This window comes from [Scytonema hofmanni] UTEX 2349 (genome assembly GCF_000582685.1).
GTDB classification, from domain to species: Bacteria; Cyanobacteriota; Cyanobacteriia; order Cyanobacteriales; family Nostocaceae; genus Hassallia; species Hassallia hofmanni.
In genome coordinates, this window is record NZ_KK073768.1 from 273518 (window position 1) to 291443 (window position 17926).

Annotated in this window: 5 protein-coding genes; 4 read left to right on the plus strand and 1 reads right to left on the minus strand. The window is 39.5% G+C overall.

Annotated features, from left to right (window positions below):
* Positions 1 to 21: 21 nt before the first annotated feature.
* On the minus strand, positions 22 to 6441 hold the full coding sequence (locus TOL9009_RS0106375) for a non-ribosomal peptide synthetase (RefSeq protein ID WP_029631940.1): 6420 nt from the start codon (positions 6439 to 6441) through the stop codon (positions 22 to 24).
* 339 nt (positions 6442 to 6780) lie between these two features.
* Between TOL9009_RS0106375 and TOL9009_RS50470 the strand changes: the two genes are divergently transcribed.
* The 4 genes from TOL9009_RS50470 to TOL9009_RS0106390 all read left to right on the plus strand — a co-directional run bounded on the left by TOL9009_RS50470 (position 6781) and on the right by TOL9009_RS0106390 (position 17872).
* Positions 6781 to 7014 (plus strand): zinc ribbon domain-containing protein, encoded by a 234-nt coding sequence (locus tag TOL9009_RS50470; protein ID WP_084763142.1) that lies wholly within the window; start codon positions 6781 to 6783, stop codon positions 7012 to 7014.
* A 152-nt stretch (positions 7015 to 7166) separates the two neighbouring features.
* Entirely contained in the window at positions 7167 to 8054 is an 888-nt protein-coding gene (locus TOL9009_RS0106380; protein ID WP_029631942.1) for a 2OG-Fe(II)-dependent halogenase WelO5 family protein, read from the plus strand.
* Positions 8055 to 8411: 357 nt separating this feature from the next.
* Positions 8412 to 9347: a glycosyltransferase family 2 protein gene (locus tag TOL9009_RS42080; RefSeq protein WP_051502821.1), complete on the plus strand. Its 936-nt coding sequence runs from the start codon at positions 8412 to 8414 to the stop codon at positions 9345 to 9347.
* Between the two features lie 14 nt (positions 9348 to 9361).
* Complete coding sequence (locus TOL9009_RS0106390) at positions 9362 to 17872, plus strand: non-ribosomal peptide synthetase (RefSeq protein WP_029631944.1); 8511 nt, start codon at positions 9362 to 9364, stop codon at positions 17870 to 17872.
* The last annotated feature ends 54 nt before the right edge of the window (positions 17873 to 17926 follow it).

The following is a 17926-nucleotide window of genomic DNA, read 5'->3' on the forward strand; positions in this document are numbered from 1 at the left end:
GGTTTTTCCAATTTGGAATTTTTAATTTACTAAAATGCCGTCATCACTTAAGTTTACAGAACGGCGTTGACGTCGTGCTTTGGGGATATCGGCGGTTGTTTGCACTGTTGGGGAAGCTGCTAGTAAAAGAGCGATCGCTTCTGGGGTACGATGGCTAAATAATTGAGGTAGGGGAAATTCGGTTTCATAGGTTTGCCGCAAACTGATCGCTAGTTGTGTGACTAACAGGGAATCTCCCCCGATTTCAAAGAAGTCATCGTTTACTCCTACCCGTTCTAAATTTAATAAACTAGCCATCAAGGAACAGATAGTTGCTTCTTGGTCGGTTCTCGGTGCAATGTAAGGTTTAGTTGTTGAACCCCAATCTGGTATTGGTAAAGCTTTTTGGTCTAGTTTACCGTTCACCGTTAAGGGAATGGCTTCTAGTGGCACAAAGACCGCTGGAATCATATAATCTGGGAGTTTGCTCTTTAAAAACTCTGGTAATACCGTTTTCAGGTCGGATTCGGTATCAGAGGTAAAATAAGCAACTAGCTTTTTATCCCCATTTGCGGCTTTCCGCACCATAACTAAAGCTTCTTTGACTTGGGGGTGAGTGTTGAGAACGGCGGTAATTTCCCCTGGTTCAATGCGAAAACCGCGTATTTTAACTTGTCGGTCAGCCCGTCCAAGATATTGTAGTTCGCCATCTGGTAGACGACGGGCTAAGTCGCCGCTACAGTATAAACGAGTACCGGGAGTTTTCGCAAAAGGGTCGGGAATAAATCTTGCTGCACTCAGACGAGGCTGATGGAGATAACCCCGCGTCACTCCCGCACCACCAATATAGATTTCCCCAGGAATTCCTACTGGTGTTGGTTCCAGATTCTCATCTAATATATAGAGATTTAAATCGGCAATGGGTTGACCGATAACGCTACCTCGATTCGCGCTGACATCTTTCTTGGTAATCGGTCTATAGGTGACGTGAACAGTGGTTTCAGTGATGCCGTACATATTAATCAATTTTGGTTGTTCGTCGCCATATAACTCAAACCAAGGTTGTAGGCTTGATAGTTCTAAGGCTTCACCACCAAAAATTACGTAGCGCAAAGGTAGCTTTTGCCTCTCTGCTATGGCTGCTTGGATTAATTGCTTGAAGGCGGAGGGTGTTTGATTTAATACCGTGACTTTCTGTTTTTGCAGTAGTTGTAAAAAGTCCTTTGGTGAACGACTCGTCCAATAGGGTACCACAATTACTTGACCGCCATACAATAAGGCTCCCCAGAGTTCCCAAACGGAGAAGTCGAAGGCGTAGGAATGAAATAACGTCCAAACATCTTCGCTGTTAAACCCAAACCAGGATTCGGTGGCTTTGAGCAAGCGAATGACATTAGCGTGAGTGACGATACAGCCTTTGGGTTTTCCAGTGGAACCACTTGTATAAATTACATAGGCTGGATGCTCTGGTAATATCTGGACTGCTAAGGACTCGTGGCTTTGATTTTCTAGTTCGGTGGCGATATTTTCCAGAATGACAATTTCAGTATCAGACTGGGGAATCTGGGAAACTACTGATTGCTGTGTTAATAGCAGAACAATCCCGCTATCTTGTAAGAGAAATTCTATGCGATCGCTTGGGTAACTGGGATCAATGGGAACGTAAGCACCACCGGCTTTGAGGATGGCTAGGATGGCAATTATTAATTCTTCAGAACGCTCCAAACACACTCCCACCAAGCTTTCTGTACCAACACCTTGACTTTGGAGATAATGGGCGAGACGATTAGCACTTTTTTCTAATTCGGCAAAAGTCAGGGTTGTTTCTTCCCAAACTAGGGCAGTTTTATTAGTATATTCTGCTACTGCTTGGCTAAAGGCAGAGACTAGGGTATCAGCAGATGGGAAGTTACAGGAGTTGGTGTTAGCAGCTTGTAGTAAGTTTTGCCGTTCTGTTGGAGAAAGGAGCGATCGCCTGTGGTATTCTGTCTGGGGATGAGCGGCGATGTCAGTCAGGGCTGCTTGATAATACTGGCTATATTGCTCAACCTGTGTAGCCTCAAACTGTTGCACGTCATAGATTAAATTCAATTCTAGGGCTGCACTTCCTGGAACTAAACAAAATTCTACCAAGAAGGGAAAGTCTGTTTCTTCAAAAATATCAACGTTCTGGACTGATATTTGCGGTAAATTCAGCAACCCTTCATATACGTGAAAATGCACATAGTTAAATCCCACTTCAAACAATGGACGCTTGTCAATCAAGCGTTGCATTTCGGCGAGGGGAAAATTCCGATAAGGAAGAATGTCACTTTCGGCACGGAAGACAGACTGGATTAATTCCCACCATGTCCCCGATGTCAATTCCATCCGGAAGGGAACGGTATTCACGAACAAACCTAACAAATTTTGGCTGTCGAGGGTTTCGAGTCGTCCATTGATGACGTTACCGGTAACTACCTCTGTTTGTCCAGTTAAAAAGGAGAGAACGCGCAGATGAACGGCTAAAAGCGCAGTTTTTAGAGGAACTCCAGCCTTTTTGGTCAATTTACGGATTGCATTGGCTAATTGCTCGTCAATAGTTAGGGATACCCGTTTTAGATCGCGTTTTAGAGGTGTTGTATTTAATTTCTGTATATTAAGACGTGGGAGAGTGCTAACTTCTAAATTACTCAGATATTGTTGCCAAAATTCTCGCAGTTGTGGGGATGCGATCGCTTGTTGTTCTTGAGCGATAAAATCTTTGTAATTAATATCAGGAACTTTCAAAGCGGAAACAGTTTCTGCTCCTAAATACTGGACATAACGTTGTAACAATTGTGTTAACAACGTCGCTACACTCCAACCATCGAGAATGACGTGGTGAAAACTAAAACTAAAGCTGAGTTCAGCATCGGAAAGTCTGTGAATTTGGAAACAAAATAAGGGAGGTTTAGTAATATCAAAGGAGCGATTTTTTTCTAATTCAATCCATTCTGCAACTTGTTGACGTGCCTTCGCTCCCAAAGAACGCAAATCGACAACCGTTAAAGGTAATTCTACTTCTTTGTGAACAATTTGGATGGGGGTGCTGTATCCTGTCCAATGAAAGGAAGTCCGCAATACTGGATGAGCATCACAAATATCAGCGATCGCTTTTTTCCAAGCTACTTCTGAATAACTCAGATGTAAATCAAAGGTGAAAATTTGATGGAAAATTGCCGATTCGGGATGCATTTCCGTGTGATAAAGCATTCCCGCCTGTAAACTAGAAAGAGGATAAGCATCTGTTGCATCTTTTGGTAAGCGCTGTCTATCTGCTGCTGATAGCAAGTTCACAACAGGAACATCACTTATATTTGATATTGCAACGGCTGCTTTTTTAGTAGCCAATTGACGCACAGTTGCAGATTCATAAAGTTCTCTCGCAGAAATCGCAAAACCTGCTTTTTTGGCTTTGGCGATGACTTGCAAAGCTAAAATTGAATCACCACCAATGTCAAAGAAATTATCGTCAATTCCTACTCTTTCTATCCCCAAAGTTTCGGCGAAAATTGCACACAAACTTTCTTCATCGGCGTTAGTGGCGGCTATATAATCTTCTTCTACCCTTAACAGGTTCCAATCTGGGGCAGGTAAGCCTTTGGTGTCAATTTTACCGTTAACATTGAGGGGAAAAGCGTCTAAACTCACATAAGCTGCTGGTACCATATAATCAGGCAGCTTAGTTTTTAGATGCTGACGTAATTCATTAGCAGTAGGGTTAGTTTCTCCTGGAACATAATAAGCAACTAAACGACTTTCTGTTTCCCATTCATCAGTTAAAATCACCGATTCCCGCACTTGAGAATGGGATGTGAGTGCTGACTGAATTTCTCCCAATTCAATGCGAAAACCGCGAATTTTGACTTGTTGATCTATCCGTCCTAAATATTCTAAATCCCCGTTGGGTAATCTCCGCCCTAAATCACCACTGCGGTAAAGTCTTCCAGTCCCAAAAGGATTTGGTAAAAACCTTTCTGCTGTCAATGCGGGACGATTTAAATAACCGCTACTCACCCCAGCACCAGCAACATAAATTTCCCCCGGTAAACCATCAGAAACTGGTTCTAGTTTTTCATCGAGTAAGTATATACAAAGGTCAGGAATTTCTGTACCGATAATACTAGCATTTCCTGTCAAATCGTGCAGAGAAATAGGGCGATAAGTAACATGAACGGTAGTTTCTGTAATTCCGTACATATTAATTAAACGCGGGGTTTTCTCACCGTACTTTTCTAACCAAGGACGTAGACTTGATAAATCTAAAGCTTCACCACCAAAGATAATATAGCGTAACGCGAGTTTTCCCACACTGGCTTCATCTGCGCGAATTAACTGATAGAAAGCGGAAGGAGTTTGATTAAGGACAGTTACCCGTTCTGTGGTGAGGAATTCGCGGAAGCTTTCTGGCGATCTACTTAACCAGAAAGGCACAATAATTACCTTACCACCATAAAGTAAAGCACCCCACAATTCCCACACAGAAAAGTCAAAAGCAAAGGAGTGAAACAGCGTCCAAATATCTTTGTCGTTAAAGCCAAACCAAGGTTCTGTAGAACGCATTAACCGCATAGCGTTCCCATGAGTGACGACACAACCTTTAGGTGTACCAGTGGAACCGCTAGTGTAAATAATATAAGCGGGAAATTCTGATTTGATGGCAATTTTTGGGGATGTATCTGGTTGGTGGGTAAGTTCCTTTTCTATAGATTTGAGAGTGAATGCTACTATTTCTTTGTTAGTTAATTCTGATAAAATTGACTCTTCAGAAATCAGTGCTGAAATTCCGCTATCTTCTAGAATTAGTTGCACACGGGCAGTGGGAGAATTCGGGTCAATGGGAACATAAGCTGCACCTGTTTTGAGGATTCCTAGAATCGCCACAACTATGTTTTCTGAACGTTCTAAACATATCCCCACTCGCGTTCCTGGCTTAACTCCTTGACTGATTAAATAATGAGCCAAGCGATTGGCTTTGGTATTAAGATCGGCGTAGGTGAGGGTTGTTTTGTTAAATTTAACTGCTGGGTTTTCTGGATATTTGTTAGCGGTAATTTCAAAAGCCGAAACTAGTGTTTCACTGGTGAGATAATTTAAAGATATTTGGGGCTGACTAATGGTGTTATCTCTGATTTCTGGCAAGACAACAGAAAGACTAGAAATAGTATTTTCTAGATTTTCTACAGCTTCATCAAACAAGTTTTGGAAATTTGTTACTATCTGTGTGACTGTCTCATCATCTAAATAGGAAAGATTATAGTCAAAATCGATTTTTATATCACTGTGTTCGTCATATTCGCGAACATAAATAATCAGTGGGACTTTCTGTTGACCGCTGTACAAAGGAACACAGCTTGTTTGACTATCTGCAAAACATTCGTTGTAATCGTGCCTTTCGTAAGATAAATAAACTTCAAATAAATGCTCTTTATTGTTTGGTTGTACAGCCATGCGCTTCATTTCTCCGAGGGGAAAGCGTTGGTGGCGATAATCTTGTCGCAATAAAGAGCGAATATTATCTAAAAGTTCGTGAATAGTTTTATCACCATTAATTTCTAGGCGAAAAGGAATGGTACTAACGAATAAACCAATGGCATCTTTAAAGCTTTTTTTATTACGATTTAGCAGGGATAATGCCACAACTAAATCTTGCTTTTTATAGCGTTTAGTTAAATAAATTGTGAGTAAACCTAAAATAAAATGAAAAGCATTTGATTGGATTTCTTGGCACAAAACATTGACCCGATTATATTTCTCACGGGAAATATAAATTGATTGGCGATCGCCTCCCAATCCTTGGGCTTTAATTTGGGGGAAAACTTTGCTAGAAATACCTTCAAGACGCTGTTTCCAATAATCGCGATCGCGCTGAAAATTCTTTGATTCTAAATATTCTGTTTCTTCCTGTAAATATTCAATTAAAGACCAATCTCTTTCTGTTTGATTATCAGCACCATCTTTAATGATTTGATTGTAAGTTCTAATTACTTCCCGGAAAAAGATAGCGGTTCCCCAACCATCGGTAATTGCATGATGATATTTGGCAAAAATAATATGTTTTTGGCTGCTGGTGCGAATTAGCTGAAAATTCACAAGTGGGGCATTTTCACCAAAGCTAAAAGACTGAGTAAATTCCCGATTTATATATTCTGAAGCCTGGTTTTCACTATTTTCATCGCTAGAAAAATCAACTAATTCTACTGTGGCATCCTCGTGCGGTGCAATAGTCTGTAAAGGTTTTCCTTCTAATTCATAAATTCGCGTCCGTAAACCTGGATGACAGCGAATTACTTTGTTTATGGCATAATTAAAAACTTCAATATCAAAAGCACCATGAACCGTTACAGTCGCACCGATATTCAGATGGGAACCTTCCGACCACATCATTTGGTCAATATAGATTTCCCTTTGGTTGATCGACAATGGCAATATCTTATTCACGGTGTCATCATTCCCTAAAAAAGTTTACTCTCTTAAACTTAAAAGCCTTGTCTTAATAGGCTTTTAGCTCCAACTGATATCTAACTAATACTTAATTTAATATAGGACTCATATTTGATTGCGTGAACAAAACTCAGTACACTTTTATTCCTTCTTCCCAGTAAAGAGTCCCTTACACAGGGCAACACGAAGAACTTTTGCTTGAAGTATAAAACAATTTTTTCATAATCTTACATGGTTGTGATAAATTTATAAATATAATATTTATAAATCTACATCCAAGAAAGTATACAATTTACTTATATACACACAACGAATATCAAGCTTATGTGATAATACATAAAGTTAAGTAAGACTGCGCTAGAATGCAAAACCAAAAAATTTACAAGCGTTGTAATATTTGCGGTTAGATTCTACCCATTAAGTAAGAATTGGTCAATTTGTACGCACATTCAAAATATGCCATTCAAGGTTAGAACTTTTGAATGTGGAAATTGGGTGGTAAGCGTTGATAGGGATTTAAATGCCCCAAAGAATTTAGAAAAATTAGGTTCAAAAAACGCGGATGGCTAAACCGTGTCTGGGCGTTAAGAGTAATGACACGCCGATTCCACCGATTGAAATGTCAACTAAAGGTTGAATGTCTACGGATGTCCATGATTTAGATAGCAGCTTCTCCTTGCAGCGCTTTCTATTCAGAAATAAAAATTATTAAATAGCAAATCATGCCTAAAAGTGTTACTGCTAAAGAACCACTGTTTAACTTTCTTGATATTCATGTATCAGAAATAGAAAAACATCCCAGTGCCTTGCAAGATATGTTGTTCAACCGCACCTTCGAGGGTGTAATTATTCGCGAGGTATTGCCTAAAGATGTCATTGAGTTAGTCGTCAGTCGCCTAAAGAATGATGAAGTTGATATGAGTGAGATTTTAGACTCCAAATTTGCTGATGCGGTTAAGGGAGCCTATACTTTGGGTGAAAACATTGTCTTTGCCGACTCTAGTTTGCAACAATACTTTGATTATGCAGCCATTTTTCGGCAAAAATGCCGCACATTGTTTGAAGGAATGTTGGACTTTGAGGCGCTAATGGAATCTATGTTGAGCTCTCTTTCTGGGGGACTTACGGTAAAAATACCCAGTGGTTCTCAAGGACAAAGCTACATTCCAGCTACCATTCGCAAAGTACCAACAAATCATGAGTTTCCTATTCATGTGGGGAACGATTTTTTGAACAGTCCTCAAAGTGAGCATTTGAGAACTCTAGTAGATGTAACTGACCAACTTAGTTTCTTTATTCCCTTAGTTCTCCCTGAAGCCGGAGGGGAACTGGTTATTTATGGTATGGAGTGGGACGGTGAGGAGTTAGTCTTTGAAGATACAAACTCTAACGACGGCTATGGTTCTCGCTTGTATCACCAATCACATCAGGTATTTGATCAGCAATATGGAAGCATGACTTTTAAGCCGAATATTGGAGATATGATGTTGTTTGATGGTGGTCGTTTCTACCACTGCATTGTACCAACAGTTGGCGATCGCACCAGAATAACTATTGGTGGATTTCTCGCCTTTTCTAAAGAACATGATGCAATTTACTATTGGAGCTAATTTTAGCATTTATTTTCTTTCTAATATATTTTCCTTAGCTAATTAGACAGTCCAACAGTTGGTGTTGCTTATTGCGATTTCTATAACATTGAGGAAGATGGTAAGCCGATAAACACGGTTTATTGTCCAATAAATGAGGATTAAATCTAGGACTTACGCACGCTCTCAAATCGCACATAATATGTATGAACGTAAATTTCCCGTTTCAGGCTTTTGACAATAATCGCTAGTAGCCCAACCCAGGCATCGCTAAAAAACAAAAGAAAAATCAGGTTTTAATTCCTGAAATCCATACTTCCTATTTGGTGTTTTTTGTCAATGCGTAAGTCCTAAAATCCTCGAAAATAAGGTTTCTATATGCCGCAAATTAGTATTATTACTCCCTGTTACAATGCAGAAAAATTTATTGGCAAAGCAATAGATAGTGTGCGTAGCCAAAGCTTTACTGACTGGGAGTATATTATTGTAGATGATGGAAGTACCGATAATTCTGCCGAAGTTATTGCATCCTATGCCGCAATAGAACCACGCTTACAGCTAGTTAGACAGTCTAACAGTGGTGCATGCATTACACGTAACAATGGTTTTCAAGCTTGTTCCGGTAAATCGCAATACTTACTGTTTTTTGATGCAGATGACTGTCTAGAACCAACTATGCTAGAGGTAATGGTTAAATACCTGAATCAACATCCTCAAGTTGGTGTTGCTTACTGCGATTTCTATAACATTGATGAAGATGATAAGCCGATAAACACGGTTTATTTTCCAAGATTGGTTCCTTCTTTCTTTGGCATCAAAACCCTACCCTACGATACTCCTGAGACACCTTTAGTAGCTATTGCTACTGGCTTAGGAGGAGGACTAGACGGACGTTGTGTTTTTCGTCGCAGTATCTATGAACAGACATCAGGATGGGATGAAAAATTGGGAAGAAATGGTGGACACATCCTTGATATCTTAGCCCAATTTGCCTTAGTGAGCGAGGTGCATTTTATTCCCCAGCAATTACATCAATATCGCCTACATAATACTAATCAGTTACATCTAACAGTCAATTTTCAAGCTCAAGCTGAAAAAATTCTTAATAAGTGGAAAGAGGAAAAATGGTTGACACCAGAACAGAAGGCTAAAGTAGCGCAAGTTATTTGGTTTTATGAAAAAAGATTAATGCCTTTCGTAGAGATGCGATCTGCAAACACATTAATGCAACGGAGGCAAGTAGTCCAAGCTTTAAGTTTATACTTCCAAGCTGCCCAAAAGTATTTTATGTCATTTGTGTCGTTACCAATTTAGCTTTCCTGTTTATTATGATGAACTATTCAGATATCAATGATATTGAACTTTTAGAACTGCTTTTGGAAGAAGATGGAATCAAGCAGCAAACAGAGCAGTTTCTAATTCAGCGTCGCAATCTTAATGAAGCAACGGTGTCTTTCCAACAAAGACGCTTATGGTTTCTTTATGAATTAGAACCGACATCTTCGGCTTATAATATTTGTTCTGTATTCAGTCTGAAAGGACTGGTAAATGTCGAGGCTTTACAGCAAGCTTTTCGAGAATTGCAACAAAGACATGAAAGCTTGCGAACCACATTTGTTAGTATTGATGGGGAAGCTAGGCAAACAATTCACCCCCATTTTATCACTGAAATTATCTTAGAAAATTGGAGCGATCGCCCAATCGCAGAAACTGAAGAAGAAATCTCTCACATAACACATTCTGAAGCTGAGTATACCTTTGATTTAGAAACAGGTCCCCTCATCCGCGCTCGACTTTTTCGACTTACACCAGAGCGATACATTCTTACCCTCACTCTGCATCATATTATCGCTGATGCTTGGTCTATTGGTGTGATTTTACAAGAAATTGCTGTTCTGTATGAACTGGCTATTAAAGGAGATAAAACCGGACTTCCAGAATTAAAAATTCAATATGCCGATTATGCTGTATGGCAACAAGAAAAATTTAATCATTTAACTTTAGCAGATAGCTTGAACTATTGGGAACAACAACTAGCTGAATTACCCATCCTGCAATTTCCGATTGATTTTTCTAGACCCCGTTTACAAACATTTCGGGGTGATTTAGTAAAATTTGAATTGCCAAATCATCTCACAAAAACCCTTCGCACCTTCAGTCAACAAGAAGGTGCGACTTTGTTTATGACGCTGATGGCTGCTTTTGCCGCTCTTTTGTCTCGTTACACTGGACAAACAGATATACCTGTAGGAACTTCCATCGCTAACCGTCCGGGAATTGATACGGAAAAACTCATTGGTTTTTTCGTGAATATGTTAGTAATTCGTACTGATTTATCAGATGAAGCGAATTTTCGGACGCTGTTAAGCAGAGTTAAAGCAACGGTATTGGACGCTTTTGAACATACAGAAGTACCATTTGAAACCTTAGTAGATCGTTTGCACCTCGAACGTGATACTAGTCGTAACCCTTTATTTCAAATTGCTTTTACTTTATTAAATGCACCTAAACCTAACTTTGGTTTAGACAACTTAGAAATTTCTATATTAGCAAATCAAGAAGCTGCTCGTTTCGATTTAGAATTATTTATAACCGAAAGTGCAGATAATTTTCATGGGGTTTTATCCTATAATATTGATTTATTTAAACGAGAAACAGTAGAAAGATTTGCGCGTCATTTTTGTCAACTTCTAGAAAATTTGGTGGCAGAACCAGATACATCGGTGAGCCGCTTACCTTTCCTTCTATCAGAAGAATTAGCGGCATTAGTACCTGCTAAACATCAGCAAACTTTTCCTGTAACATCCTGTTTGCACGAGATTTTTAACCAACATGTAAAATTACGTCCTCAGCAGACAGCGCTAATTTTTGAAAAAGAAAATCTTACCTATGAACAATTAAATCATCGCGCCAATCAATTAGCACATCATTTAATTAATCTCGGTGTCAAACCAGAATCAAGAGTAGGACTGTGGTTGTCTCGTTCAATAGAATTGGTAGTTGCTATTTTAGCTATCTTGAAAGCAGGGGGTGTGTACATTCCCTTCGATCCTGACTATCCGAGCGATCGCATTGCTTATATGCTCGAAGATAGTCAAGTTGCAGTTTTGCTCACCCATACCCAATTTCAAACACAAATTCCACCCCACCAAGCTACAGTCGTTTTCATCGATAACTGCGAAATTGAACTAGCAAAACAAACAACAACCGCACCATCAGTTTTAGTTGATCCCGATAACGCTGCTTACATTATTTACACTAGTGGTTCCACAGGAAAACCGAAAGGAGTTGTTGTCACCCATCGTCATGTTGTGCGTTTAATGTTGGCTACTGAAAAATGGTTCCAATTTAATGCTAAAGATGTATGGACTCTCTTTCATTCCTGTGCCTTTGATTTCTCTGTTTGGGAAATTTGGGGCGCTCTTTTCTTTGGTGGACGTTTAGTTATTGTACCTTATTTAGTCAGTCGTTCCCCGGAAGAATTTTATAATTTACTTTGTGATGCTAAAGTCACAGTTTTAAACCAAACTCCCTCTGCTTTTCGCCAATTAATGCAAGCAGAAGAATTACTGGGTAGAGAAGGGGAATTAGAATTACGCTATGTGATATTTGGTGGTGAAGCGCTTGATTTAGCCAGCTTAGAACCTTGGTTTGAACGTCACGATGAAGAGTTTCCCTTGTTAGTAAATATGTATGGAATTACGGAAACTACAGTACACGTTACTTACCGTCCAATTCGGTTACGAGATGTAAAACAACGTCTTGGAAGTTTAATTGGTAAACCAATTCCTGACCTTTCTTTATATATTTTAGATCGTCATTGCCAACCCATTCCTATTGGTGTAGTTGGGGAAATGTATATTGGTGGTGCAGGTGTGACTCGCGGTTATTTTAACCGTCCCCAATTAACCGCCGAGCGCATGATTCCCAATCCGTTTAACAATTCAAAACCAGAACGTCTCTATAAAACTGGTGATTTGGCTCGCTTCCTCCACAACGGTGAAATTGAATATATAGGACGAAACGATCATCAAGTAAAAATTCGTGGTTTCCGCATTGAATTGGGTGAAATTGAAGCAGTTCTGAAACGCCATCCAGGGGTACGCGATGCTTTAGTCATAGTCCGCGAAGAAAGCCAGGAAGATATGAGAATAGCCGCTTACATTGTTCCTAAAAATCAAATCCCAGACTATGAAAATTTGACACAGGAACAAACCCAAGAATGGCAATATACTTTTAACGAAACTTATCACAGTAGTGACACAGAAGCCGACGCAGCTTTTAATATCACAGGTTGGAATAGTAGTTACGATAATCAACCCATTCCCGCCCCACAAATGCGTCAATGGCTAGATAATACACTGGCGCGAATCCAAGCACTTAAACCCCAAAGGGTTCTAGAAATTGGCTGCGGTACAGGAATGATTTTGTTGAATATTGCTAATCAGGTTGAGTCTTATTGGGGAACTGATTTTTCCCAAACAGCTATTAACCAATTAACAAATATTATTCAAAATAGCTCTTTGTCTCATGTGCGGTTGTTTTCTAGAGAAGCCATTAATTTTTCCGACATTCCCACCTCTTACTTCGATACGATTATTATTAACTCCGTCGCCCAATATTTCCCCTCTATCGAATATTTACAGCAAGTAATTGCAGGGGCTTTGCAAGTGCTAGCACCAGGAGGTAGTCTATTTATTGGCGATAACCGTAGCTTACCGCTTCTCAATTATTTTCATACCAGCGTTGCCTTTTTCCAAGCAGATGACAATACAGATAGAGAGAGTTTTAAAACCCAAGTTCGCCGTCTTACAGAAACCGAAAATGAATTAGTACTCGATCCCGCTTTCTTCGTCAATTTGACGGAAGTTTTCCCCAGTTTAGCGGCAGTAGAAGTTCACCTCAAAGCCGAAAATAGCCACAACGAATTAACTAAATATCGTTATGATATTATATTGCACAAATTAGGCGCAGAACCAAATAATTTTGTAGAAGCTGTTTGGCAAGATTGGGAAACAGCGAATCTCCAATTAGATGATTTACGTACTATAATTATCTCTTCAGGTGCGATTGGTTGGCGTGGCATTCCCAATGCCCGGTTAATTAAAGATGAAACTATTTGGCAGTGGATGCAAGGTGATGATGATATTAATACTATCGGAGAATTACGCGAATTTATTGATAACCTAGATTTACAACCAGCAATTGATCCAGCAGATTTATATAAGCTGTCCAAAGAAATCGATTATCAAGTAACTATCAGTTACTCTCCAGGTTTAAGTCATAGTTACTTTGATGTTTGTTTCTATCCAAAAAACAATGGTAAACCCTGTTATCCAGTAATGCCAATTAGCAATAGAAACTCTTATCAAGTTGCTAATTATTACGCAATAAATCCCCTCAAAGGACGTTTTACTAAAGCCTTAATTTCCCAATTAAAAGAACAGACGCGGGAACAGTTACCAGAATATATGCGTCCCGCTTCTTTTGTACTGTTAGAAAGCTTGCCCATGACTCCCAGTGGTAAGCTAGATAGACGTGCTTTACCAGCACCAGATAGAGAACAAGAGATTAGCAGACAATCTTTTGTTGAACCCACAACTCCTACCCAAGCAAAACTATGTGAAATCTGGAACGATGTACTTGGTATAGATCGCATCGGTGTCACAGATGATTTCTTCCATTTAGGAGGACATTCGCTGTTAGCAACTAAATTAGTTTCTCGGATTCGGGAAAGATTTAATTTAGCTTTTCCATTACGGACAGTTTTTGAGTATCCAACCATTGCAGGTTTAGCAGGAGAAATTGAACGTCTGGCTGTAGGGAGCGATATGGGAAATGCATCTTTAGATATTATTCCTCTCACTACTGAACGACAAAACTTACCGCTTTCTTTCTCTCAATCTCGGCTTTGGTTTTTAGATTTATTAGAACCAAATAATCCTGCTTACAATATAGCTGTCGCGTTTCGTTTAGATGGTACTTTAAATCGAGAAGCACTACAGCGTAGTTTGCAAACAATAATTCAACGTCACGAAGTATTACGCACAACTTTTGATAGTCAGGATGGAGTTCCGATCCAAGTTGTTCACGAATACCAAGTCCCCCTTACAGTAACGGAACTGCGGCAAGGAGAACAACTTCAAGAGTTAGTTCGGCAAGCAATTATCTCTCCTTTCAATCTTCGTACTCTACCTTTACTACGTGTTCATCTCTATCAGTTAGCCGAAGATGTTCATGTTTTTGTCCTAGTCATTCATCATATTATTGCTGATGGTTGGTCTTTGGGATTAATGATTAAGGAATTAACCTTATCTTATACGGCATTTTGTCAGGGAGAAGCCTCAAATTTACAGCCTTTACCTATACAATATGCAGATTTTGCCCATTGGCAACGCACAATTTTTGAACAAACCCAACTGCAAGAGCAACTGGCTTATTGGAAACAAAAACTTGCTGGTAAAATAGAGATTTTAGAATTACCAACAGATTATCCTCGTCCGGCGATCGCTCGTTATCAAGGCAGTGCTGTATACTTTACAATTAATCAGGAAATAGCCGCAAAATTTCAGAAATTATGCGAATCTCAAGGTGCTACCTTATTCATGGGCTTATTAGGGGTATTTAGCACCCTATTAATGCGCTATTCGGGACAAGAGGATTTCTTAATTGGTACACCAATCGCTAACCGCAATCGTAAGGAAATTGAAGACTTAATTGGCTTTTTTGTCAATACATTAATTATCAAAAGTGATTTAAGTGGCAGCCCTGATTTTCTGACTTTACTTTTGAGAATCAAAGAAGAAACTCTCCAAGCTTACGCTCATCAGGATGTACCTTTTGAAAGAATAGTAGAAGAAATTCAACCAGAAAGAAATCTCAGTTATAATCCCTTATTTCAGGTGATGTTTGTCTTGCAAAATGCGCCAATGGGCAAACTAGAATTGCCTCAGTTGCAATTGACTCCCTTGGAACTGGAACAAGTGACGGCAAAGTTTGATTTAACTCTGTCGATGGTAGAAACAGAACAGGGACTCCAAGGAGAATGGGAATATAGCCGCGATTTGTTTGCAGAAGCAACAATTAATCGGATGGTGGAACATTTCCAAACATTGTTAGCAAGTATTGTTACCAATCCCCAAGAAAGCATTATTGAATTACAACTACTAACAGTAACTGAGCAACATCAATTATTGATGCAGTGCTACAAGAAACAACTTGAATTGATTCAAGATAAAAGCATTCATCAATTATTTGAATTGCAAGTAGAAAAGACGCCAGAAGCGGTGGCTGTAGTATTTCAAGAGCAACAACTGACTTATTGGGAATTGAATCAGCGAGTGAATCAATTGGCTCATTACCTACAATCTTTAGGGGTCAAACCAGAAGTACGAGTAGGAATCAGTATCGAGCGATCGCTAGACATGATCGTTGGACTTCTAGGGATTCTCAAAGCTGGAGGTACTTACATTCCCTTAGATCCAGCTTATCCCCTAGAACGGTTAGCCTATATTATTGAAGATACTCACTTGTCGATCCTGCTGACAAAACAGCAATTTGGATCAAAATTGCCAGACAATCAAACAATTTTAGTATGTTTAGATTCAGACTGGCAGCAAATCGCTCAACATAGCCAAGAAAATCCAGTCAGTGGAATTAATCTCCAAAATCTAGCCTATATTATTTACACTTCTGGCTCAACTGGTAAGCCAAAAGGAGTAGCAATCTCCCATCAATCTTTAGTTAATTTCACAACTGTAGCAATTAAAGAATATGAAATCACAGCCCAAGACCGGGTGCTCCAGTTTTTCTCTATCAGCTTTGATGCCGCAGTAGAACAAATCTACACCTGTCTAATTGTCGGTGCTACTTTGTTGTTGCGGACAGATGAAATGATACTATCCGCCAAAAACTTTTGGCAATATTGCCGCAATTGGCAATTAACATTCCTATCTTTACCCACTGCTTATTGGCATCAGTTGACCTCTGAAATCATTCCAGAAAACATGATTCCAGAATCTCTGAGGATAGTAATTTTTGGTGGAGAAGAAGCATTACTAGAAAATGTCAAGCGATGGCAAAAGTCTGTTGCTAATTTACCCCATACTCCTCAATTACTCAATTCCTACGGTCCTACAGAAGCAACAGTAGTAACATCTATCTATCGCTGCAATAGTACTGAAGAAATATCACTTCCCATCGGTAAACCAATTTACAATAGTCAGTGTTTTGTTCTGGATCGATACTTGCAACTAGTTCCTGTTGGTGTTCTTGGAGAATTATATATTGGGGGTGATGCTTTAGCGCGAGGTTATCTTAATCGTCCAGCGTTGACATCTGAGAAATTTATTCCTCACCCCTTTAGCAGTGAACCAGGTGCGCGTCTCTACAAAACAGGTGACTTAGTTCGCTATCTTCCTGATGGGAACATTCAGTTTTTAGGACGCATTGATAACCAAGTTAAAATTCGCGGTTTTCGCATTGAATTAGGAGAAATTGAAGAGGTATTAAATCAGCATCCAGATGTATTAAATGCTGTGGTAATTACTGGTGTAGATTCAGGAGGAAACAAAAGCCTAGTTGGATACATTGTCCCCGCAACCGAGCAACTTAACTCGGAGAATAAGCTACGTACCTTCCTGAAAGAAAAACTGCCTGATTACATGGTACCAGCTAATTTTATCATCTTAGATTCTCTACCTTTAACACCTAATGGTAAGGTTGATAGAAATGCACTATCTGCACTCAATGTAGAAAGAAAAATCGACTCAAACCAACAAATTCTACCTCGAACACCATTAGAATATAAGTTAGTAGGAATCTGGGAAGAAATACTACAAATTAGCTCCATTGGTGTGACTGAAAACTTCTTTGATTTAGGTGGTCACTCTCTCCTAGCCATCCGTTTAATAGCAGCAATTGAACAGCGTTTAGGGTGCAATCTACCTGTTGTTACTTTATTCCGAGAAGGTACAATAGAGAAGATAGCAGCTTTAATAGAGCAAGAGCGGACAACTAGTGATTTAGATGTTCTAGTTCCTCTACAAACTAAGGGCAATTTACCCCCCTTATTTCTCCTTCATCAAGCGGGTGGTTATGCTCTTTCCTATTCCTTATTTGCTCAAACTTTAGGTCAAGAACGTCCAGTTTATGCACTTCAAGCACGCGGTTTAGATGGGAAACAACCGCCTTTAGATACTATCGAAGCAATGGCTGCTAGTTACATCAATGCAATTCGAGAAATCTTGCCTTCTGGTCCTTATTTGCTAGGTGGTCACTCTTTGGGAGGACTAATTGCATTTGAAATGACTGCCCAATTAGAAGCTGCGGGTGAACAGGTTGAAAATCTGTTAATTATCGATACCCATCCACCATTATCTACTCTAGAAAATGACGCTTCTTTGGAAGATGATGCTGGTATTCTTTGCTTCATGGTTGAGCAAATAGGAATTCACTTCAACACAACTATAAATATTTCTTACGAAGAAGTATCTAGCCGAAACCAAGAAGCTCAATTTGAGTATGTACTGCAAATTTTGCAGCAATCTGAAGTTATTCCCCCTGACTTGGGGCGAAATTTCATTGCTGGATTAGTAAACGTTTACAAAACTAATGTGCAAGCAAGTCTGCGTTATCAACCGCAAACTGTTAAAGCTGCTATCTCACTCTTCAAAACAGCATCATTAGCAGAACAATTTCCAGACGATGCTACTGTAGGTTGGGGAGAATTAACCACAGATCAAGTGCGCGTTTGTTGTTTAACTGGCGAACATCAAACAATTATGAGGGAACCTCATGTCAAAAAACTGACAGCAGAAATTGCAGAGGTTTTATCTTAGCTTGGCTTTATCAATATCATGTCTGGTAAATTACTTACAATAGACATCGACCGC